At 49.7% G+C, this 15,474-nt stretch carries 10 protein-coding genes; 3 read left to right on the forward strand and 7 right to left on the reverse strand.

Translation table 11 applies throughout. The annotated features are described in order from the left end of the window. From QUA38_RS20350 to rpoB, 4 genes are all read right to left on the reverse strand, one after another. On the reverse strand, positions 1–1,901 hold a 1,901-nt coding region (locus QUA38_RS20350), incomplete at its 3' end, for a DNA-directed RNA polymerase subunit beta'' (RefSeq protein ID WP_333164910.1). A 452-nt stretch (positions 1,902–2,353) separates the two neighbouring features. Beyond that, positions 2,354–4,228: a DNA-directed RNA polymerase subunit gamma gene (locus QUA38_RS20355; RefSeq protein ID WP_333048306.1), complete on the reverse strand. Its 1,875-nt coding sequence runs from the start codon at positions 4,226–4,228 to the stop codon at positions 2,354–2,356. 83 nt (positions 4,229–4,311) lie between these two features. Next, complete coding sequence (locus QUA38_RS20360; protein ID WP_333096138.1) at positions 4,312–5,400, reverse strand: HNH endonuclease; 1,089 nt, start codon at positions 5,398–5,400, stop codon at positions 4,312–4,314. Between the two features lie 142 nt (positions 5,401–5,542). Then, complete coding sequence (gene rpoB, locus QUA38_RS20365) at positions 5,543–8,929, reverse strand: DNA-directed RNA polymerase subunit beta (protein WP_333041547.1); 3,387 nt, start codon at positions 8,927–8,929, stop codon at positions 5,543–5,545. A gap of 102 nt (positions 8,930–9,031) precedes the next feature. Between rpoB and QUA38_RS20370 the strand changes: the two genes are divergently transcribed. After that, a complete protein-coding gene (locus tag QUA38_RS20370) occupies positions 9,032–9,175 on the forward strand; it encodes a hypothetical protein (protein WP_333096137.1) in 144 nt (47 codons plus the stop codon). Positions 9,176–9,517: 342 nt separating this feature from the next. Here QUA38_RS20370 and QUA38_RS20375 read toward each other — a convergent pair whose 3' ends face one another. Then, positions 9,518–10,297 (reverse strand): TatD family hydrolase, encoded by a 780-nt coding sequence (locus QUA38_RS20375; protein ID WP_333096136.1) that lies wholly within the window; start codon positions 10,295–10,297, stop codon positions 9,518–9,520. Between the two features lie 224 nt (positions 10,298–10,521). Further along, complete coding sequence (gene rpsT, locus QUA38_RS20380) at positions 10,522–10,824, reverse strand: 30S ribosomal protein S20 (RefSeq protein ID WP_333066838.1); 303 nt, start codon at positions 10,822–10,824, stop codon at positions 10,522–10,524. Between the two features lie 895 nt (positions 10,825–11,719). Here rpsT and hisD point away from each other — a divergent pair. Both hisD and QUA38_RS20390 read left to right on the forward strand, forming a co-directional pair. Then, the gene (gene hisD / locus QUA38_RS20385) at positions 11,720–13,033 is read left to right on the forward strand and encodes a histidinol dehydrogenase (protein WP_333041543.1); all 1,314 of its coding nucleotides are present in this window, start codon (positions 11,720–11,722) and stop codon (positions 13,031–13,033) included. Positions 13,034–13,356: 323 nt separating this feature from the next. Beyond that, positions 13,357–13,785 carry a universal stress protein gene (locus tag QUA38_RS20390; RefSeq protein ID WP_333096135.1) on the forward strand — a complete coding sequence of 143 codons (429 nt, stop codon included), beginning with the start codon at positions 13,357–13,359 and terminating at the stop codon, positions 13,783–13,785. Positions 13,786–13,826: 41 nt separating this feature from the next. Here QUA38_RS20390 and QUA38_RS20395 read toward each other — a convergent pair whose 3' ends face one another. Continuing rightward, positions 13,827–15,101: a carbamoylphosphate synthase large subunit gene (locus QUA38_RS20395; RefSeq protein ID WP_333096134.1), complete on the reverse strand. Its 1,275-nt coding sequence runs from the start codon at positions 15,099–15,101 to the stop codon at positions 13,827–13,829. Positions 15,102–15,474 lie beyond the last annotated feature (373 nt).

Raw genomic sequence — 15,474 nt, forward strand, 5'->3', positions numbered from 1 at the left:
ACTTCGTAGCCAAGTTTAGCTTTGCCGCGCTTGTGGACTTCCACCCCGCCGTACTTGACAATGCCCCCTGTAGCTGTGCGGTAGCTGTCGTCGAGCAGTTCGGCGACGACTTCCCCGTTAATCACTTTGCTCCCAGGAGCCGTCTTCAGGGAAAACCGCTGCTTAGAAGATGTTTCGATCGTGTAGTGGTCGCGGCCGCCTGCACTTTCGGCCCGCACGACTGCTTGGTCGAGCAGGACTTGGGCGGTGATAATTTCTATTTCTCTGGGGTCAGCGATGCGGACTACGCCACCGTGTTCGGAGACGAGTTTAGTTTCGGCAATCACGCTTTCTGCTGGAATGCGATCGCCATTTTTCACTGCTGGTTCCGCGCCTGGGGGCAAGTTGTAGACTTCTCCTGAGAGAATCCAAATCAGCCCGCCTTTGCTGGCTGTGCGGGTTGTGTTCCCTTGGCGGTCGGTTTTTTCTTCTGGCACCAAATCAGCAAATTTGGCTTCTCCGGCTAAGTCGGAAGCCACGTCTGTAGTCACTTTTTCCGTAGTTTTACGGGCGGCGCGACCGACGATCGGCACTTCTGCCAAAACTTGACCGGGAATGGCGCGCTGTCCGTCTTTGACCATCAGAGTAGAGCCCTGGACGATCGCCAATTCGATTTTCAGTTTTTGATTTTTGGCACCAGATTTCCCTTCTTCAAATCCGTCGCCCTCAAATACAAGTTTGCCGTTGTTTTCTGCCACCAGTGCTTCTTCGCCGTGTCTGGTGCGGAACGAGCGAGTACGCAAGTTCTTGAATTTCACAACGCCGGGGAAGGGGGCGCGTTCTTGTTTCGCGACTTCTCCGGTGAATACGCCGCCGGTGTGGAACGTACGCATGGTGAGCTGGGTTCCCGGTTCCCCGATCGACTGAGCTGCAATAATCCCGATCGCTTCTCCCATGTCCACCATTTTCAAGTGGGCCAGACTCCAGCCGTAGCAGTGCTGACAAACCGATCGGGTAGATTCACAAGTCAGGGGCGATCGTAAATACACCTCTGCCACCCCAGCGTTACCAATTTCCGTCGCCAACTCATCGGTAATTGGCTGATTTCGGACTGCTTTTTCGCTGCCGTAAGTCACGATTTCCCCGGTTTTGGGGTGAACCGCATCTCGGGCCAAAACGCGCCCCAGCAGCCTGTCCTTGAGGGGAATCAGCACTGTTGCTCCGTCCGTCATCGGCCGTACTCGAATTCCCCGCTGAGTGCCGCAGTCCACTTCCCGCACAATTACGTCTTGGGATACGTCCACCAAACGGCGAGTCAAATAGCCAGAGTCTGCCGTCCGCAACGCTGTATCTACCAAGCCTTTGCGCGCGCCGTAGGAAGAGATGATGTATTCGGTGACGGTGAGTCCTTCGCGGAAGTTGGTTTTAATTGGCAAGTCGATGATTTCGCCTTGGGGGTCAGCCATCAATCCGCGCATTCCCACCAACTGCCGCACTTGAGAAATGTTCCCCCGCGCCCCGGAGAAGGCCATCATGTAGACCGAGTTTAGGGGGTCTGTGGCTCGGAAGTTTTTGACTACTTCGTCTTTGAGGTCTTCTGATGTGCTGTTCCAGGTATCGATTACTTTTTGGAAGCGTTCGACTTCGGTGATTTCGCCTCTGGTGTATTTTTGCTCGGTGATGCGGATTTCTTCTTCGGCTGCATCCAGGAGCGATCGTTTTGACGGGGGAACCTGCAAATCGTCTACGCTGATCGAAACTCCTGCTCGTGTCGCAAAGCGGAAACCCAAGTCTTTGAGTTTATCGGCCATTTGCGCTGTACGGGCCGTTCCGTAGTGCATGAAGGACCAAGAGATTAATTTTTTGAGCTGACCTTTGTCAACAACTCGATTGCGAAAAACAATTTCCTTATTTTCTGTCATCTTTCGTAAGTAGTGGTAATTGGTAATTGGTAACTTTTATTCCCGTTCGACTTCGGTTCCCCTGAGCGAATCCGAAGCGTTCAGGAACCGCGTAGCCGAAGTATTGGTAATTGGTAATTGGTAATTGATAAGTAGAGTGGCGGTAAAAAACAACAAGCATTTTGTAGGGGTGGGTTTAGCGTATAAGGAAGAGAGCTAAGCTAGGAGATTAATGCACTCACCTGCCCTTCCCATAGTAAAGTTTATTTGCACCTACCTACTTAATTGGTAATTGGTAACTTTTACTGCCCTTCGACTTCGCTCAGGAACCGCGTAGCCGAAGTATTGGTAAGTATTAATGGGTAATTTGTCCGGCTTCAATCACTATTATTTGTTAGCGATTATTTGTCAGTTATTACCCATTACCTCTTACCTCTTACCTCTTATCCATTACCTTTTACCCTTACCCATTTCTAATTGTTAATTACCGATTCGATCGTTTGGTGATAGATAATCCGGCCCGGAGTAGTGCGAATGAACTGATTGAGAACCTTGCCGTCTCCGTCTTCCCGAACCCGGCGGAACTTGTATTCTTTCGTCACGATACCGTCGGTAGAGCGTTCCACCTTCAGCGGTTCTCCTTCGGGTTCTGTGTTTTCTATGGCACCTTGAAACCTCACCCACACATAAGAGTGCAAGTCAACGACTCCTTGTTCGTAAGCTACAACCGCGTCGGTAAGGTTGGAAAAATAGTGACCGGCTCCTTTTTGAGCGTCAGGATTTTCGGCTGTCAAGTAATAGCAACCGAGCACCATATCTTGAGAAGGAGTAACGATCGGCCTTCCGGTTGCAGGCGACATAATGTTGTTAGAAGCCAGCATCAGCAAGCGCGCTTCCGCCTGAGATTCCAGAGACAAAGGCACGTGCACGGCCATTTGGTCGCCGTCAAAGTCAGCGTTAAAAGCCGGACAGACTAGCGGGTGAAGCTGAATTGCCCTCCCGTCCACCAAAATCGGCTCAAAGGCTTGAATCCCCAAACGGTGGAGGGTCGGCGCCCGGTTTAGCATTACCGGGTGTCCTTCAATCACCTCCTGAAGCACGTCCCAAACGCTGGGATCGTTGCGCTGGATCAGTTTTTTGGCAGCTTTGATGTTGTTGACCAATCCTTGGCGGATCAAGCGGTGGATGACGAAAGGCTGGAAAAGTTCGATCGCCATTTCCCTCGGCAAACCGCACTGATGAATTTTCAGTTTTGGTCCCACCACAATCACCGAACGCCCGGAGTAGTCAACCCGTTTCCCCAGCAAGTTTTGCCGGAAACGACCTTGTTTCCCTTCAATGATGTCCGACAGCGACTTCAGCGGGCGGTTGTTTGCCCCTACAACCGTCCGGCCCCGGCGACCGTTGTCAATCAGCGCATCCACAGCTTCTTGTAGCATCCGCTTTTCGTTGCGGATGATAATCTCCGGCGCCAGAATTTCTTGCAGTCTCGCCAAGCGGTTATTCCGGTTGATGACTCTCCGATAGAGGTCGTTGAGGTCACTCGTTGCAAAACGCCCGCCGTCTAACTGCACCATCGGCCGCAAGTCCGGGGGAATCACCGGAATCACATTGAGCACCATCCAATCGGGTTGAGATCCCGTAGCGATGAAGTTGTCAATTACCCGCAAACGTTTAATTAACTTTGCCCGTTTTTGACCTTTAGCATTAGCAATATCTTCCCGCAACTTTTCCGCTTCACTTTCTAGCGGAATGTTTTGGAGCAAAACTTGCAAAGCTTCTGCACCGATGCCTACTTCTACGCCCGTCAGCGTGGAATCTTCGCTGTAAAGTTCGTCTTCTATTTCCAGCCAAGCATCTTCCGTGAGCAATTGCTTGTATTGCAGCTTTTCTGCATTACCTGCATTTAGGACAACGTAAGCATTGAAATAAACGATTTGTTCGACATCTCGGAGCGGCATATCTAACAGAATTGCCATGTAACTCGGGATGCCTTTGAGATACCAAACGTGAGCTACTGGAGCTGCTAATTTGATAAAGCCCATGCGATGGCGGCGGACGCGAGATTCAGTGACTTCAACACCGCATCTTTCGCAAACAATGCCTCTATGGCGAACTCGTTTGTACTTCCCACAATGACATTCCCAATCTTTTGCAGGCCCAAAAATGCGCTCGCAAAACAAGCCGTCCATTTCAGGTTTTAATGTCCGGTAATTTATTGTTTCGGGTTTTGTCACTTCACCGGTTATCTGACCGTTGGGTAAAGTTCTCTCTCCCCACTGTCGAATCCTTTCTGGAGAAGCTAATCCTATCTTGACGTAATCAAAGCGTTGTTCTATTTTAGCCATTTTGACTCCAATTGATTATTTACTGTCGATTAGTGCTGGCAATTTATATTTTTTGTTTGCTTCGTTTTGAACTCAAATCAATATTACTCTCCTCTATAGGTGACCTTTCTTTTAATATCAGAAATGATATTTCTGGATACTCCAAATTCCTGAGCTATTTTAGCAAGGGATTCTCCGGCTTGGATTCGTTCTCGGATCTCAATAGCTTGAGCAAAAGTTAGCTTGCGTTCGAGATGTCCACCCATGCGGGGAACTGGAACCTCTTGACCTTCTTCTTTCCAAGTGACGTGATACTTAATATCGTGTATGGTTTTGCGGTCTACACTGTATTCCTGTGCTACATCCTTCATCCTCTTTCCTGCTGCTAGCTTTTGCCGAATTTCTCGCACCTTTTCCCAGTCTAATTTGGCATTGGAAAGGGGATGACTTTTGCCTTGGGTGCGTCCTTTCTTGGAAGCATCTAATGAATTTTGGGAGCGAGTACCAGCCCAAAGGTGTTCTGGATTGATGCAACTGGGATTGTCGCAGGTATGACAAGCATCCATCGAAGCCGGAAGTTCGTATCCTAATTTCTCTGCTAAAACAGCACGAGTCACTGATTTTGATTTTCCATTTTTCAAGTACCGGCCATAACCTGGACCGTCTTTTGAACCTTGAAAAATGATGCAGCCACTGTCTTGAATTTCTCCTAAAAAATTGGGTGAAACTGTAGTGAAGTTATCGGGAATATTTGTCTGAAGTATCTTAGTAATAGTTTCATGTTGTACTCCATACTCTTTTGCTAGGTGGTTCTTGATGGTTCCAGATAAATATTTAGTCTGAATTTCCCGTAGTTGTTCGATCGACAATATGCCAATACCGGGAATACTTTTGCATCTGGGAGTTTTGCGATCGCGCCCAATCATCTGCCCGGTATTCTCAGCAGCAGTACCTACTAGCAGATGTGCCGGGTTGATGCAGCTTCGATTGTCGCAGGTATGGCAACCAAAATAACCGGAACCGAGGAATCCTGCTATTTTTGATTCGAGCACTAAACGGTGGACTAATACTGTTTTGCCATCGATCCACTTGCGCGCGTAACCGTTGCCAAACTTGCTCCCTTGCCAATTAATACAGCCCGTCGCCCGGTCAACTTCTCCTTGAATTCCTGGGACAACTGTTACAATATTCATGTTCAGCGTCTCTCCTGTTTAGAGCGTTGATTCGCCTCAGCAGTGTTCGTACCACTGCTGAGGCATTTTAATTTGAGAGTGTCGATTAAAGATTAAAGAATTGAATGCTGTCAAAAAATCTTTAATCTTTAATCTTTAATTCCTAATCCTCGTCAAGTTCGTCACGAGAAAGCGATTCGTAAGTAGGCCGGGAGGGCGATCGCTTGCCCCCAGCATCTGCCATCAAATCCACCTCAACGTGCTCGCTGCCCTCGTCGGACGTATTCACCTTGTGCACAGCAATATCCAAGCACAAAGACTGCAACTCCCGCATCAGCACCTTGAAAGATTCCGGCGTACCGGGGCGCGGAATAGCTTTGCCTTTGACGATCGCATTCAGCGCTTCATTCCGCCCCTGCATATCGTCCGACTTCACAGTCAGCAACTCTTGCAAAGTATAAGCTGCGCCGAACGCTTCCAGAGCCCAGACTTCCATTTCTCCGAACCGCTGACCCCCCTGCTGCGCTTTGCCGCCCAAAGGCTGCTGCGTTACCAGCGAGTAAGGGCCTGTGCTGCGGGCGTGGATCTTATCGTCTACCAAGTGAACCAGTTTCAGCATATAGGCGATGCCGACTGTGATTGGGCGATCAAACGGTTCCCCAGTTCTGCCATCGTAGACAATAGTCTTGCCGGGGTGCTTTTCATTAAACACCCAAGGCTTCCCGGTTTTTTCGCGTGCCTCCTGTAGCTTGCCGTGTACGGTTTCCCGCGACTTTTCAGCGCCGTGCATTTCATCAAAAGGCACCATCTTGAACCGCATCGACAGATTTTCACCCGCCCATCCCAGCAAGCACTCAAAAATCTGACCCACGTTCATCCGCGACGGTACGCCCAAGGGATTGAGCACGATGTCAACCGGAGTCCCGTCGGGCAAATAAGGCATATCCTCCATCGGCAGAATCCGGGACACAATACCCTTATTCCCGTGGCGGCCGGCCATTTTGTCGCCGACTTGAATCTTGCGTTTTTGAGCTACGTAGACGCGGACGACCATGTTGGCGCCGGGGGGCAGTTCGTCTCCCTGTTCGCGGGTAAACACCCGCACGTCCACCACACGGCCTTTTTCGCCGTTAGGGACGCGGAGGGAATTGTCACGCACGTCGCGGGCTTTTTCGCCGAAGATTGCCCTCAGCAGTTTTTCTTCCGGCGGTTGGTCGGATTCGCCTTTGGGGGTGACTTTGCCGACTAGGATGTCGCTGGCTTCTACCCAGGCTCCTTTGCGGATAATTCCTTGTTCGTCTAGCTGGCGCAGCGCGTCTTCGCCGACGTTAGGAATTTCACGGGTGATTTCTTCTGGGCCGAGTTTGGTTTGGCGGGCTTCGATTTCGTATTTTTCAATGTGGATCGATGTGTAGACATCTTCGTACACCAAACGCTCGCTAATTAGCATCGCGTCTTCGTAGTTGTAGCCTTCCCAGGGCATATAAGCTACGAGGATGTTGTGACCCAGAGCGAGTTCTGCCCCTTCCGTGGAGGAACCGTCGGCGAGCACTTGACCTGCTACGACTCGATCGCCCTCATAAATCAGCGGACGCTGGTTTAAACAAGTATCTTGGTTAGAGCGCTGATATTTTTGCAGTTCGTGTTCGATGCAGCCAGCATATTTTTGCTTCCAAACCGAGGGCTGTTTGACTTTGAGATCGTCGTATTCCTTAATCAGGAAATGTTCTTCGCTGGAATTGGATTCGGCATCTACAGCCAGGGGTTTGACAATAATCCGGGTAGCGTCGATGTAAATCACCTCGCCGTCGATCCGGGAAACCACAACCATCCCGGAATCTCGGGCCGCCTGAGCTTCCAAGCCCGTACCGACTAGCGGTCGTTCTGGTTTCAGTAGCGGCACAGCTTGCCGCTGCATATTCGATCCCATCAGAGCTCGGTTGGCGTCGTCGTGTTCCAGGAACGGAATCAGCGATGTCGCGACGGAGACGATTTGCACAGGCGAAATCGCCATGTAGTCCACCTGCATCGGTGTAGTCGTCGTAAATTCTTGGCGGTAGCGGACGGCTACGGTTTCGCCCAAGAGGTTGTTGTTTTCGTCGAGGCTGATGTCTCCGGGGGCGACGCGCAAATCGTCTTCTTCGTCGGCTGTCATGTAAACAGGGGCTTTGTCGCGCAGCACCCGTCCTTTTTCTACTGGATAAAAAGGAGTTTCAATGAAGCCGTAGGGGTTGACGCGGGCGTGGGTTGCCAAGGAACCGATCAGACCTGCGTTGGGGCCTTCTGGTGTTTCGATCGGGCAAATCCGGCCGTAGTGGGACGGGTGAATGTCCCGCACTGCAAACCCGGCGCGTTCCCGAGTCAGACCTCCAGGGCCCAAGGCTGAAAGCCGACGTTTGTGAGTCAGTTCTGCCAGAGGGTTGGTTTGATCCATGAACTGCGATAGCTGGGAGGAACCGAAGAATTCCTTGATTGCTGCTACCAGCGGTTTGGGGTTGACCAGAGAAGCGGGGCTTAGGGAGTCGGCATCCGAGACGGTCATTCTTTCGCGGATGATCCGTTCTAGGCGGTTGAGGCCGACTCGGACTTGGTTTTGCAGCAGTTCTCCGACACTGCGGACGCGACGGTTGCCTAAGTGGTCGATGTCGTCGGTGGAGCCGATGTCGAATTCGAGGTTAATTAAGTAGTCGATCGCCGTCAAGATATCTTGCGATGTCAGCACCCGCATGGTATCGGGGACTGTCAAGCGCAATTTTTTGTTGAGTTTGTAGCGGCCGACTCGGCCCAAATCGTAGCGTTTGGGGTCGAAAAAGCGCGAGTTGAGGAGCTGTTCGCCGCCCGCCACGGTGGGGGGTTCACCGGGACGGAGTTTGCGGTAGAGCTCCATCAAAGCTTCTTCTTCGCCGAATTGTCCTTCTTTCTCGATCGTCTTTTGGAAGTATTCCGGGTGCCGCAGGGAGTCGTAGATTTCGCCGTCTGTGAGTCCTAGGGCTTTGAGCAGCACCTGAGCCGAGAGTTTGCGGGTTTTGTCGATTCTGACCCAGACTAAATCGTTTTTGTCTGTCTCAAATTTCAGCCACGCGCCGCGGTTGGGGATGAGCGAGGCGTTATACGAACGGCGGCCGTTTTTATCGGTTTCGGATTTGTAGTACACGCCGGGCGATCGCACGATTTGGTTGACAATCACGCGTTCGGCGCCGTTGATAATGAAAGTGCCGCGCTCGGTCATCAAGGGCAAGTCGCCGATGAAGACTTCTTGTTCTTTAATTTCCCCTGTTTCTTTGTTAATCAGGCGGGTGGGGACGTACATTTGCACCGAGTAGGTGCTGTCCCTGCGCTTGGCTTCGTCCACGTCGTATTTTGGGCGCTTGAGTTTGAAGTCTTTGCCCATGAAGTGGAGTTCCAGCTTGCCCGTGTAGTCGGTAATCGGGGAGAAGCTGTCGAGTTCTTCGATCAGTCCGGCTTCTAGGAACCAGCGGAAACTTGCCCGCTGGATTTCGATCAGGTCGGGCAAGGTGAAGGCGAATTCTGTGTAATCTTTAGTGGTCATGGGTATCCTTTTTCCGCAGTGGCTCTAGCTTTTTACATGGCGCCAAGGCTGGGCTTTTTTACCTTGTTGCGTTTTTTTGATGGATTGTGTGAGAGAATTTATATGATGTTTTCGATCGCCTTCCAACTGCTGCAACGGTTATTATTGCTGGTGGCTCGCAGTATTTTTGTGCGGATTTTAGTTTCGATCGAGATGCTTTTAGCTCTGATATCGTGGTATCTCGGGGTGAATTCCCTACACTTTTGACTCCTAAAATTGACTTGACAGCTATTGCCAAATGGCTGAGGTTCCAAGTTTCTTCTGATGTGTAAGTTTGAGGTATTGCGTGAAGTTTTGACCGATCCCGAAGGTTAGCGTACTCGCGTTGTGTTGGTAGTTCGTGGGCGACATCGCAGTCGCGGATACTAAGCCAACGCCCGATCGGTCGGTTCTTTTTATTATAGGACGCAAATCCGATCGCAACAGGCAACGCCAAAAGAATCTCCACTAAAGGATGAATCCGGTTTTTCTGGCAGGATAGAAATGGGATTGTCCTGATCGCTGGCTCCTAAATCGACCTGTTTTCCTCGTTTCTCTGTTCTGCTATAACTAAACTGAAAAGCCGAATAGCTGACAGGCATTTTTGGTTGTTTGCTCGGACAAAGTTAAGAGAGAAACTCCTCTCAATTTAGCAACTTGCTCGGCTACGTAGTAGACATAGGCTGGTTCGTTGCGTTTTCCCCGCTGGGGTACGGGGGCGAGAAAAGGGCAATCTGTCTCGACTAGGATGCGATCGCTATTTACCATACAAGCTGATTCTTGTATTTGCAAGGCTTTTTTAAAGGTGACTGTTCCGCTAAAACTGATGTAGAAACCTAGGTCTAAAAACCACTGGGTTTCTTCGGGCGTGCCTCCCCAGCAGTGCATGACCCCGCGCACTGGCCCGCGTGTTTGCCAAAAGTTCCTCAGCATTTCGGCCATTGGGGCGGCGGCGTCGCGACAGTGGATAATGACTGGTTTGTCAAGTTCCTGGGCGATTTCAAGCTGTGCCTCAAACACTTTAAACTGGTGTTCTCGATCGTCAGCTTTATAAAAGTCCAGTCCGGTTTCGCCGATCGCCACTACCCTAGAGTCCGAATTCGCTAATTCCCTAATCTGGCTCGCCGTCTCGTCTGTCCACTTCTCGGCATCTAGGGGGTGGAGTCCAACCGCAAACGAGACTTCGGCAAACTGATTGGCGATTGCTTGAATGCCGGCAAACTCTTCTGGCTCTACACAAGAATGAACCAGCCGAACTACACCAGCTTCGCGCCAGCGTTCTCGAATGGCTTCTAACTCAGATTTGTAGGTCTCAAAGTTGATATGAACGTGAGTGTCGATGAGCTGCATGGGGGAAGCAGATTAGAGGTGATACGGGAGAGTCCTGGTGGGATAGGGCGAGGGCGAGTGAGAGAGTCTGGGAGTGGGAGTGGCAGAGAGTGCGTGGGAAAAATCTTCCGTCTTCTTTCTTCCTTGTTCCTTCTTCACGCTTGACTTCTTCACGCTTGACTTCTTCCCTCAACATCCATCCCTTCAATCTTGTACACTGCTTCGTTGCCGAACTTTCTGCTTCCTTAAGACGCTACCGAGGATGTTTCGTGTGGCTTGAGGGTTCTTGCCAAGCGGGACTTTTTACGAGCGCCGTTGTTGCGGTGGAGTACACCTTTTTTGACAGCTTTGTCAATTTTGCTGTAGGCCTCAGACATTCGCTGCTGGACTTCTTGCATTAATTCCGGGCTCGGAGCTGCGGCGTACTTGTCTACGGCAGCGAAATACTTCTTCATCAAAGTTTTGACCGCTGACTTGTAAGATTTGTTGTACAAGCGGTTACGTTCGGCGATTTTGACTCGTTTGACGGCGGACTTAATATTTGCCATAGTTCAGTTGCTGGAAGTAGGTATTCATTGATACACCCTAGTCTCAAGACAGTCTCAAGACACGGGGATTTTGAAGGACAACCTTTTCGGGATCGATCCGCAAAAAGCTTGATTTTTAAAGGCGGAGTGAGACAGCCAACTTTCCATTAGCTCAGATTGAGCTGAGTCTGTGGCTACTTTTTGGCGACGCCCGCGCAATAATTTTTTATTGACTCATTTAACTACCTGTTTTTTACCCCTGACAATACCCATAAGGTAGGACATGGGTGTTACAGAGGCGTTTTGCGGTGTTTCCACCGTCACGAGTTAAAGTCACGGTTTCTTGCGCGCAATTTTCAAGTATACAATAATTTGGCGTTTTTTTATAAAAAAATTATCAGGTGTTGGAAAAACTAATATAGCACCTATTCTGCTTAAAATCCACTTCTCTGAAAAATCCAAGTTAAGCTATAACAAAGAATACGGGTTATTTGGGCTTCGGCAAGAAGCACTTACCGAAGGTAGAAGGTAAAAAGCTGAAGGTAGAAGGTAGAAGGTAGAAGACAGCCGGATCGGAAGGTAGAAGGTAGAAGGCAGAATCAAAATTCTCCCGCTCGAACACTCTCCCTCTCGGATATTATCGGGGTCGGACACTCTCCCCCTCTGCGTTCCCACCCTCTCCCTCCGCAACCGGTTCTCTGGCGGGCAATTCAAGAGAGAAGGTTGTGACTTGTCCTCAGTGTTGCAAAATCCTCGACAGAGATTTAAACGCTGCACTGAAGCCTTGGAAAATGCCGCGACTCTCGCGGTTTAAGCTTGTGGACTGGTGGTGGCCTACTTCTTTAGGAGAACCCCACAAAAATCCCCAATTGTCAAGCAAATGTTAGTGAAGTTATAGACGGCATTCCTAATCTCCATGCTGCGAATCATTACTCAGTGGGTTGAGGCACAAGCTGAACTGCGACGGATCTGCGATCGCACCCATGACGAACTTGTTGTTCACAAAGAAGCCACCGTGCGCGAGGTGCTGCAAGCTGTAAGGCGCAGAGGCGATCAGGCTGTGCTGCACTACACTGCTGAATTTGACCGCATGACCCTAAATGTGGAAGATTTACGGGTCAGCGGCGCCGAATTGGATGCTGCTTACCAGCAGGTGTCGAAAGAATTATTAAATGCCATCCGGCTGGCTTGCAAACAGGTAGAGGCGTTTCACCGACAGCGCGTACCCAAGTCTTGGGTGCAGTTTGGCGATGACGAGATTGTTTTGGGCAAGCGCTACACCCCGGTCGATCGAGCGGGAATCTACATTCCTGGCGGTCAGGCGTCCTATCCAAGCTCGGTGATCATGAATGCGGTTCCTGCGAAGGTCGCCAAGGTGCCGAGACTGGTAATGTGTACTCCCCCCGGACAGGAGAAGAAAATGAATCCTGCGGTGCTGGTAGCGGCTCAGGAAGCGGGAGTAGATGAGATTTATCGGGTAGGCGGGGCGCAGGCGATCGCAGCTTTAGCCTACGGTACGGAAACTATTCCGAAGGTGGATTTAATTACTGGGCCGGGGAATATTTACGTCACCCTGGCTAAAAAACTGGTTTACGGGACTGTGGGGATTGATTCTCTGGCTGGCCCGTCGGAAGTGTTGATTATTGCGGATGGTTCGGCGAATCCCGTGCACGTGGCTGCAGATATGTTGGCTCAAGCTGAGCACGATTCGATGGCGTCGGCAATTTTGCTGACGGCGGATTCGGTGCTGGCAAGGAAAGTGGTGGCTGAGGTGGACAGACAGTTGGCAAATCACCCGCGCCGAACTTTAACAGAAAAGGCGATCGCCAACTATGGTTTAGTCGTAGTAGTTGACTCGCTCAAAGCCGCGGCGGAACTCTCTAACGAGTTTGCCCCGGAACACTTGGAATTGCAAGTTGCAGATCCCTGGGCTTTGCTCGACCAAATTCGCCACGCTGGGGCGATTTTCTTGGGCTGCTCGACGCCGGAAGCTGTAGGTGATTATTTGGCTGGCCCGAATCACACTTTGCCGACTTCTGGGGCTCCACGCTATGCGTCGCCGCTGGGTGTCGAAACTTTTATGAAGCATTCGAGTTTGATTCAATATTCACCTGCAGCACTTAAGAAGGTGAGTAGGGCGATTAATGTTTTAGCCGAAGCAGAGGGGCTTCCTTCTCATGCTGATTCGGTACGGCTGCGGACTGAAAATGAGGGAAAGGGTGAGTTTTAGATGGTAGATTTAAGTAGATGATCGGCAAAATACATAGGTAGTCAAAAGCGAGTGAAATGCAAGGAAAGGAAGCAATTCTCTTGAGATTATGGTAGCTTTACATTCTGTGACAAGCGGTCCAGTTTATTTGCACCTATCTACTTACCCACTGCGGGCTTAAGAAACCCGGTTTCTTCAAGAATCTTGCTTAAATGACGCAATTATGTCAAGAAACCGGGTTTCGGGGTAGGTAATAATGATGTGAATGGGAAGCGCGAAATTGTGGACAGTAGGCGAGAATCATCGAAAAATTTAAAGTCTAAATATCTGAAACTTAAAGGTGCATGGTATTGAATACTGTTTTGGTAGCGATCGACAATTCAGAGCTTGCAGAACGGGTTTTGCAAGTTGTAGGGCAATTTCGGCTAGAACCGACGGCAAAGGTGATTCTAGTTCATGTTGTCAGTTCTGGTACGTCAGATTTTGACGCGGTTGTCGATCGACCTCACGCTCAGGGAGATGAGATTGCTTACCGAGAGGTGGAGAAGTTACTGCAATCTTATCAGGAAAAGTTGCCTTGCCAGAGCGAATTGGAGATTGTTTCGGGACAACCTGCAGAAGAAATTGTCCGTTTGGCTCATATCTATAAGGCCGATTTAATTGCGATCGGCTGTCGGGGTTTGACTGGTTTAAAGCGGATTTTGGAGGGTTCGGTGAGTGCTGAGGTTGTGGCTGAGGCTCCTTGTTCGGTGTTGGTGGTGCGCGCCAGATGAGCGGGAAAACCGCACAACCGCTGCAATGGGTAGAGTAGATATCAACCAAATTGCTGCAATCCCTTACTGTGAAAATTCTCCTCGATGTGCTGCATTTCCTTCATATCCTCACCCGCAACTATCCCGTAAATTTCCGTGTAGATTTTTCCGTATTTAACCTTCTCTAAAGCCGACAGGATTATCAAGTCTTTGCGAGCGAGTTCTGGTTTCAGCGTGACAAGAATCGATTCCAAAGTCCCATCCATTCGCCAGCTACTGGAATATTGAGCCACCTCCTTTCCCAGCCCCAGTAAGGTATGGCGCTGCACACAAAGCGGAGTCGAGCCATTAACTCGGAAATTGGCATCAATGGCATACAACTGTCCCTCAGAGTCTTCCAGCACGTCGAAGCCAATAACGCCGAAATAACCCTGTTGGTGAGCATATTTACCAATAGCGGCAATCATCTCAAAAAACCTACTCATGTCGGTTTCGCGGTAGTGAATTAGTCCCCCTAAATAGCTGCCCTCTGGGGTGACAAGTTGGCTGGTAGTGCCGATAAGCGTGATATTTCCCGTTTTGCTTACATAGAACTGCACGCAATAGTTCTGCACTTCATTCTTGACGAATTCTGAGACAATAATCGTATCCAGCAACTTGATATCGAGATATTTCCTCACTTCCTGCAAGCAGTAGTTCAGATCGCTGGCGCTTTTGATAATATAAGTGCCTTCTCCAGAAAGTCCGTGGGATGTTTTAATTAAGTAGGGGAATTGCTCTGGTAACTGAATGCTTTCGAGATTGACTTCGTGCAGATTGTAGGTTTGGTATTTCGGACATTGCACGCCTAATTCTGCTAGCGTTGGTTTGCTGAGCAAGTGGTAGTGGATGTCGGGAGGGACGGCGTGTTTTTCAGGTTTGAGATTGTCGAAGGGAAATAGAGTGAGGAGTTTGTCAAAGCGATCGCTTACGCTGAGATCTTCGAGATAAGTTGAGCAGTCTATCATCTCCATACTGCTGTAGCTGAAGCCAAAATGCTCGCGCCAATAGTTAATCAGCGAGTTTGGCGGCGAATTAATCACAATCCCTGGGATGGCATCGCCTAACACAGCCAGATTTTTCCAAGGTTCCTTCTGACCAATCTTGTCGAAAGAAGTTTTGGTGGCTTCACTGCTGCCGTCTTGAATAAAGTATTTTTTTCTGTTGGGGTAAGCAGCCCAACTGGCAGTTGCAGGGTAATTGAGGATGAACGCATAACGTGCATCTGTGATGTCTGGAGCAAACAAATCGGAAAGAGAATTACCCTGAAAGTAAGGAAAGTCGTATGTTGAGTTCATAGAAACCTTCAAGTAGAGTTTGAATTGAACTGTTTTGCCGGCCAATAAGTAGCTCGACATAATTAAAAGTAGGGGGGGCAATGCCCGCCCTACAAATTGCAAAAATGTTTATTGATGTCCAGCTACTTAATACCTAGGAAACAAGATATTAGTTGCGGAATTTTCACACTCTCCAACTAGGGAGAATGTAACCTCAATAATTTCAACGATGGACGAGTTGTTTTTTCTTAGTGAACACAGCCACCTTGTCCATTTGTGAAGTTCTATAAGCACAAGCCATGTCCGTTGAGTTATGCGCCCAGCCAACCCGCCCTTGAGGGTCTATGAGGATGCACCCAGCTTCTCCTGCAACCTTAGATGCCAGAGTCTCAAT

Source organism: Microcoleus sp. Pol12B4 (assembly GCF_036701385.1).
GTDB lineage: Bacteria > Cyanobacteriota > Cyanobacteriia > Cyanobacteriales > Microcoleaceae > Microcoleus.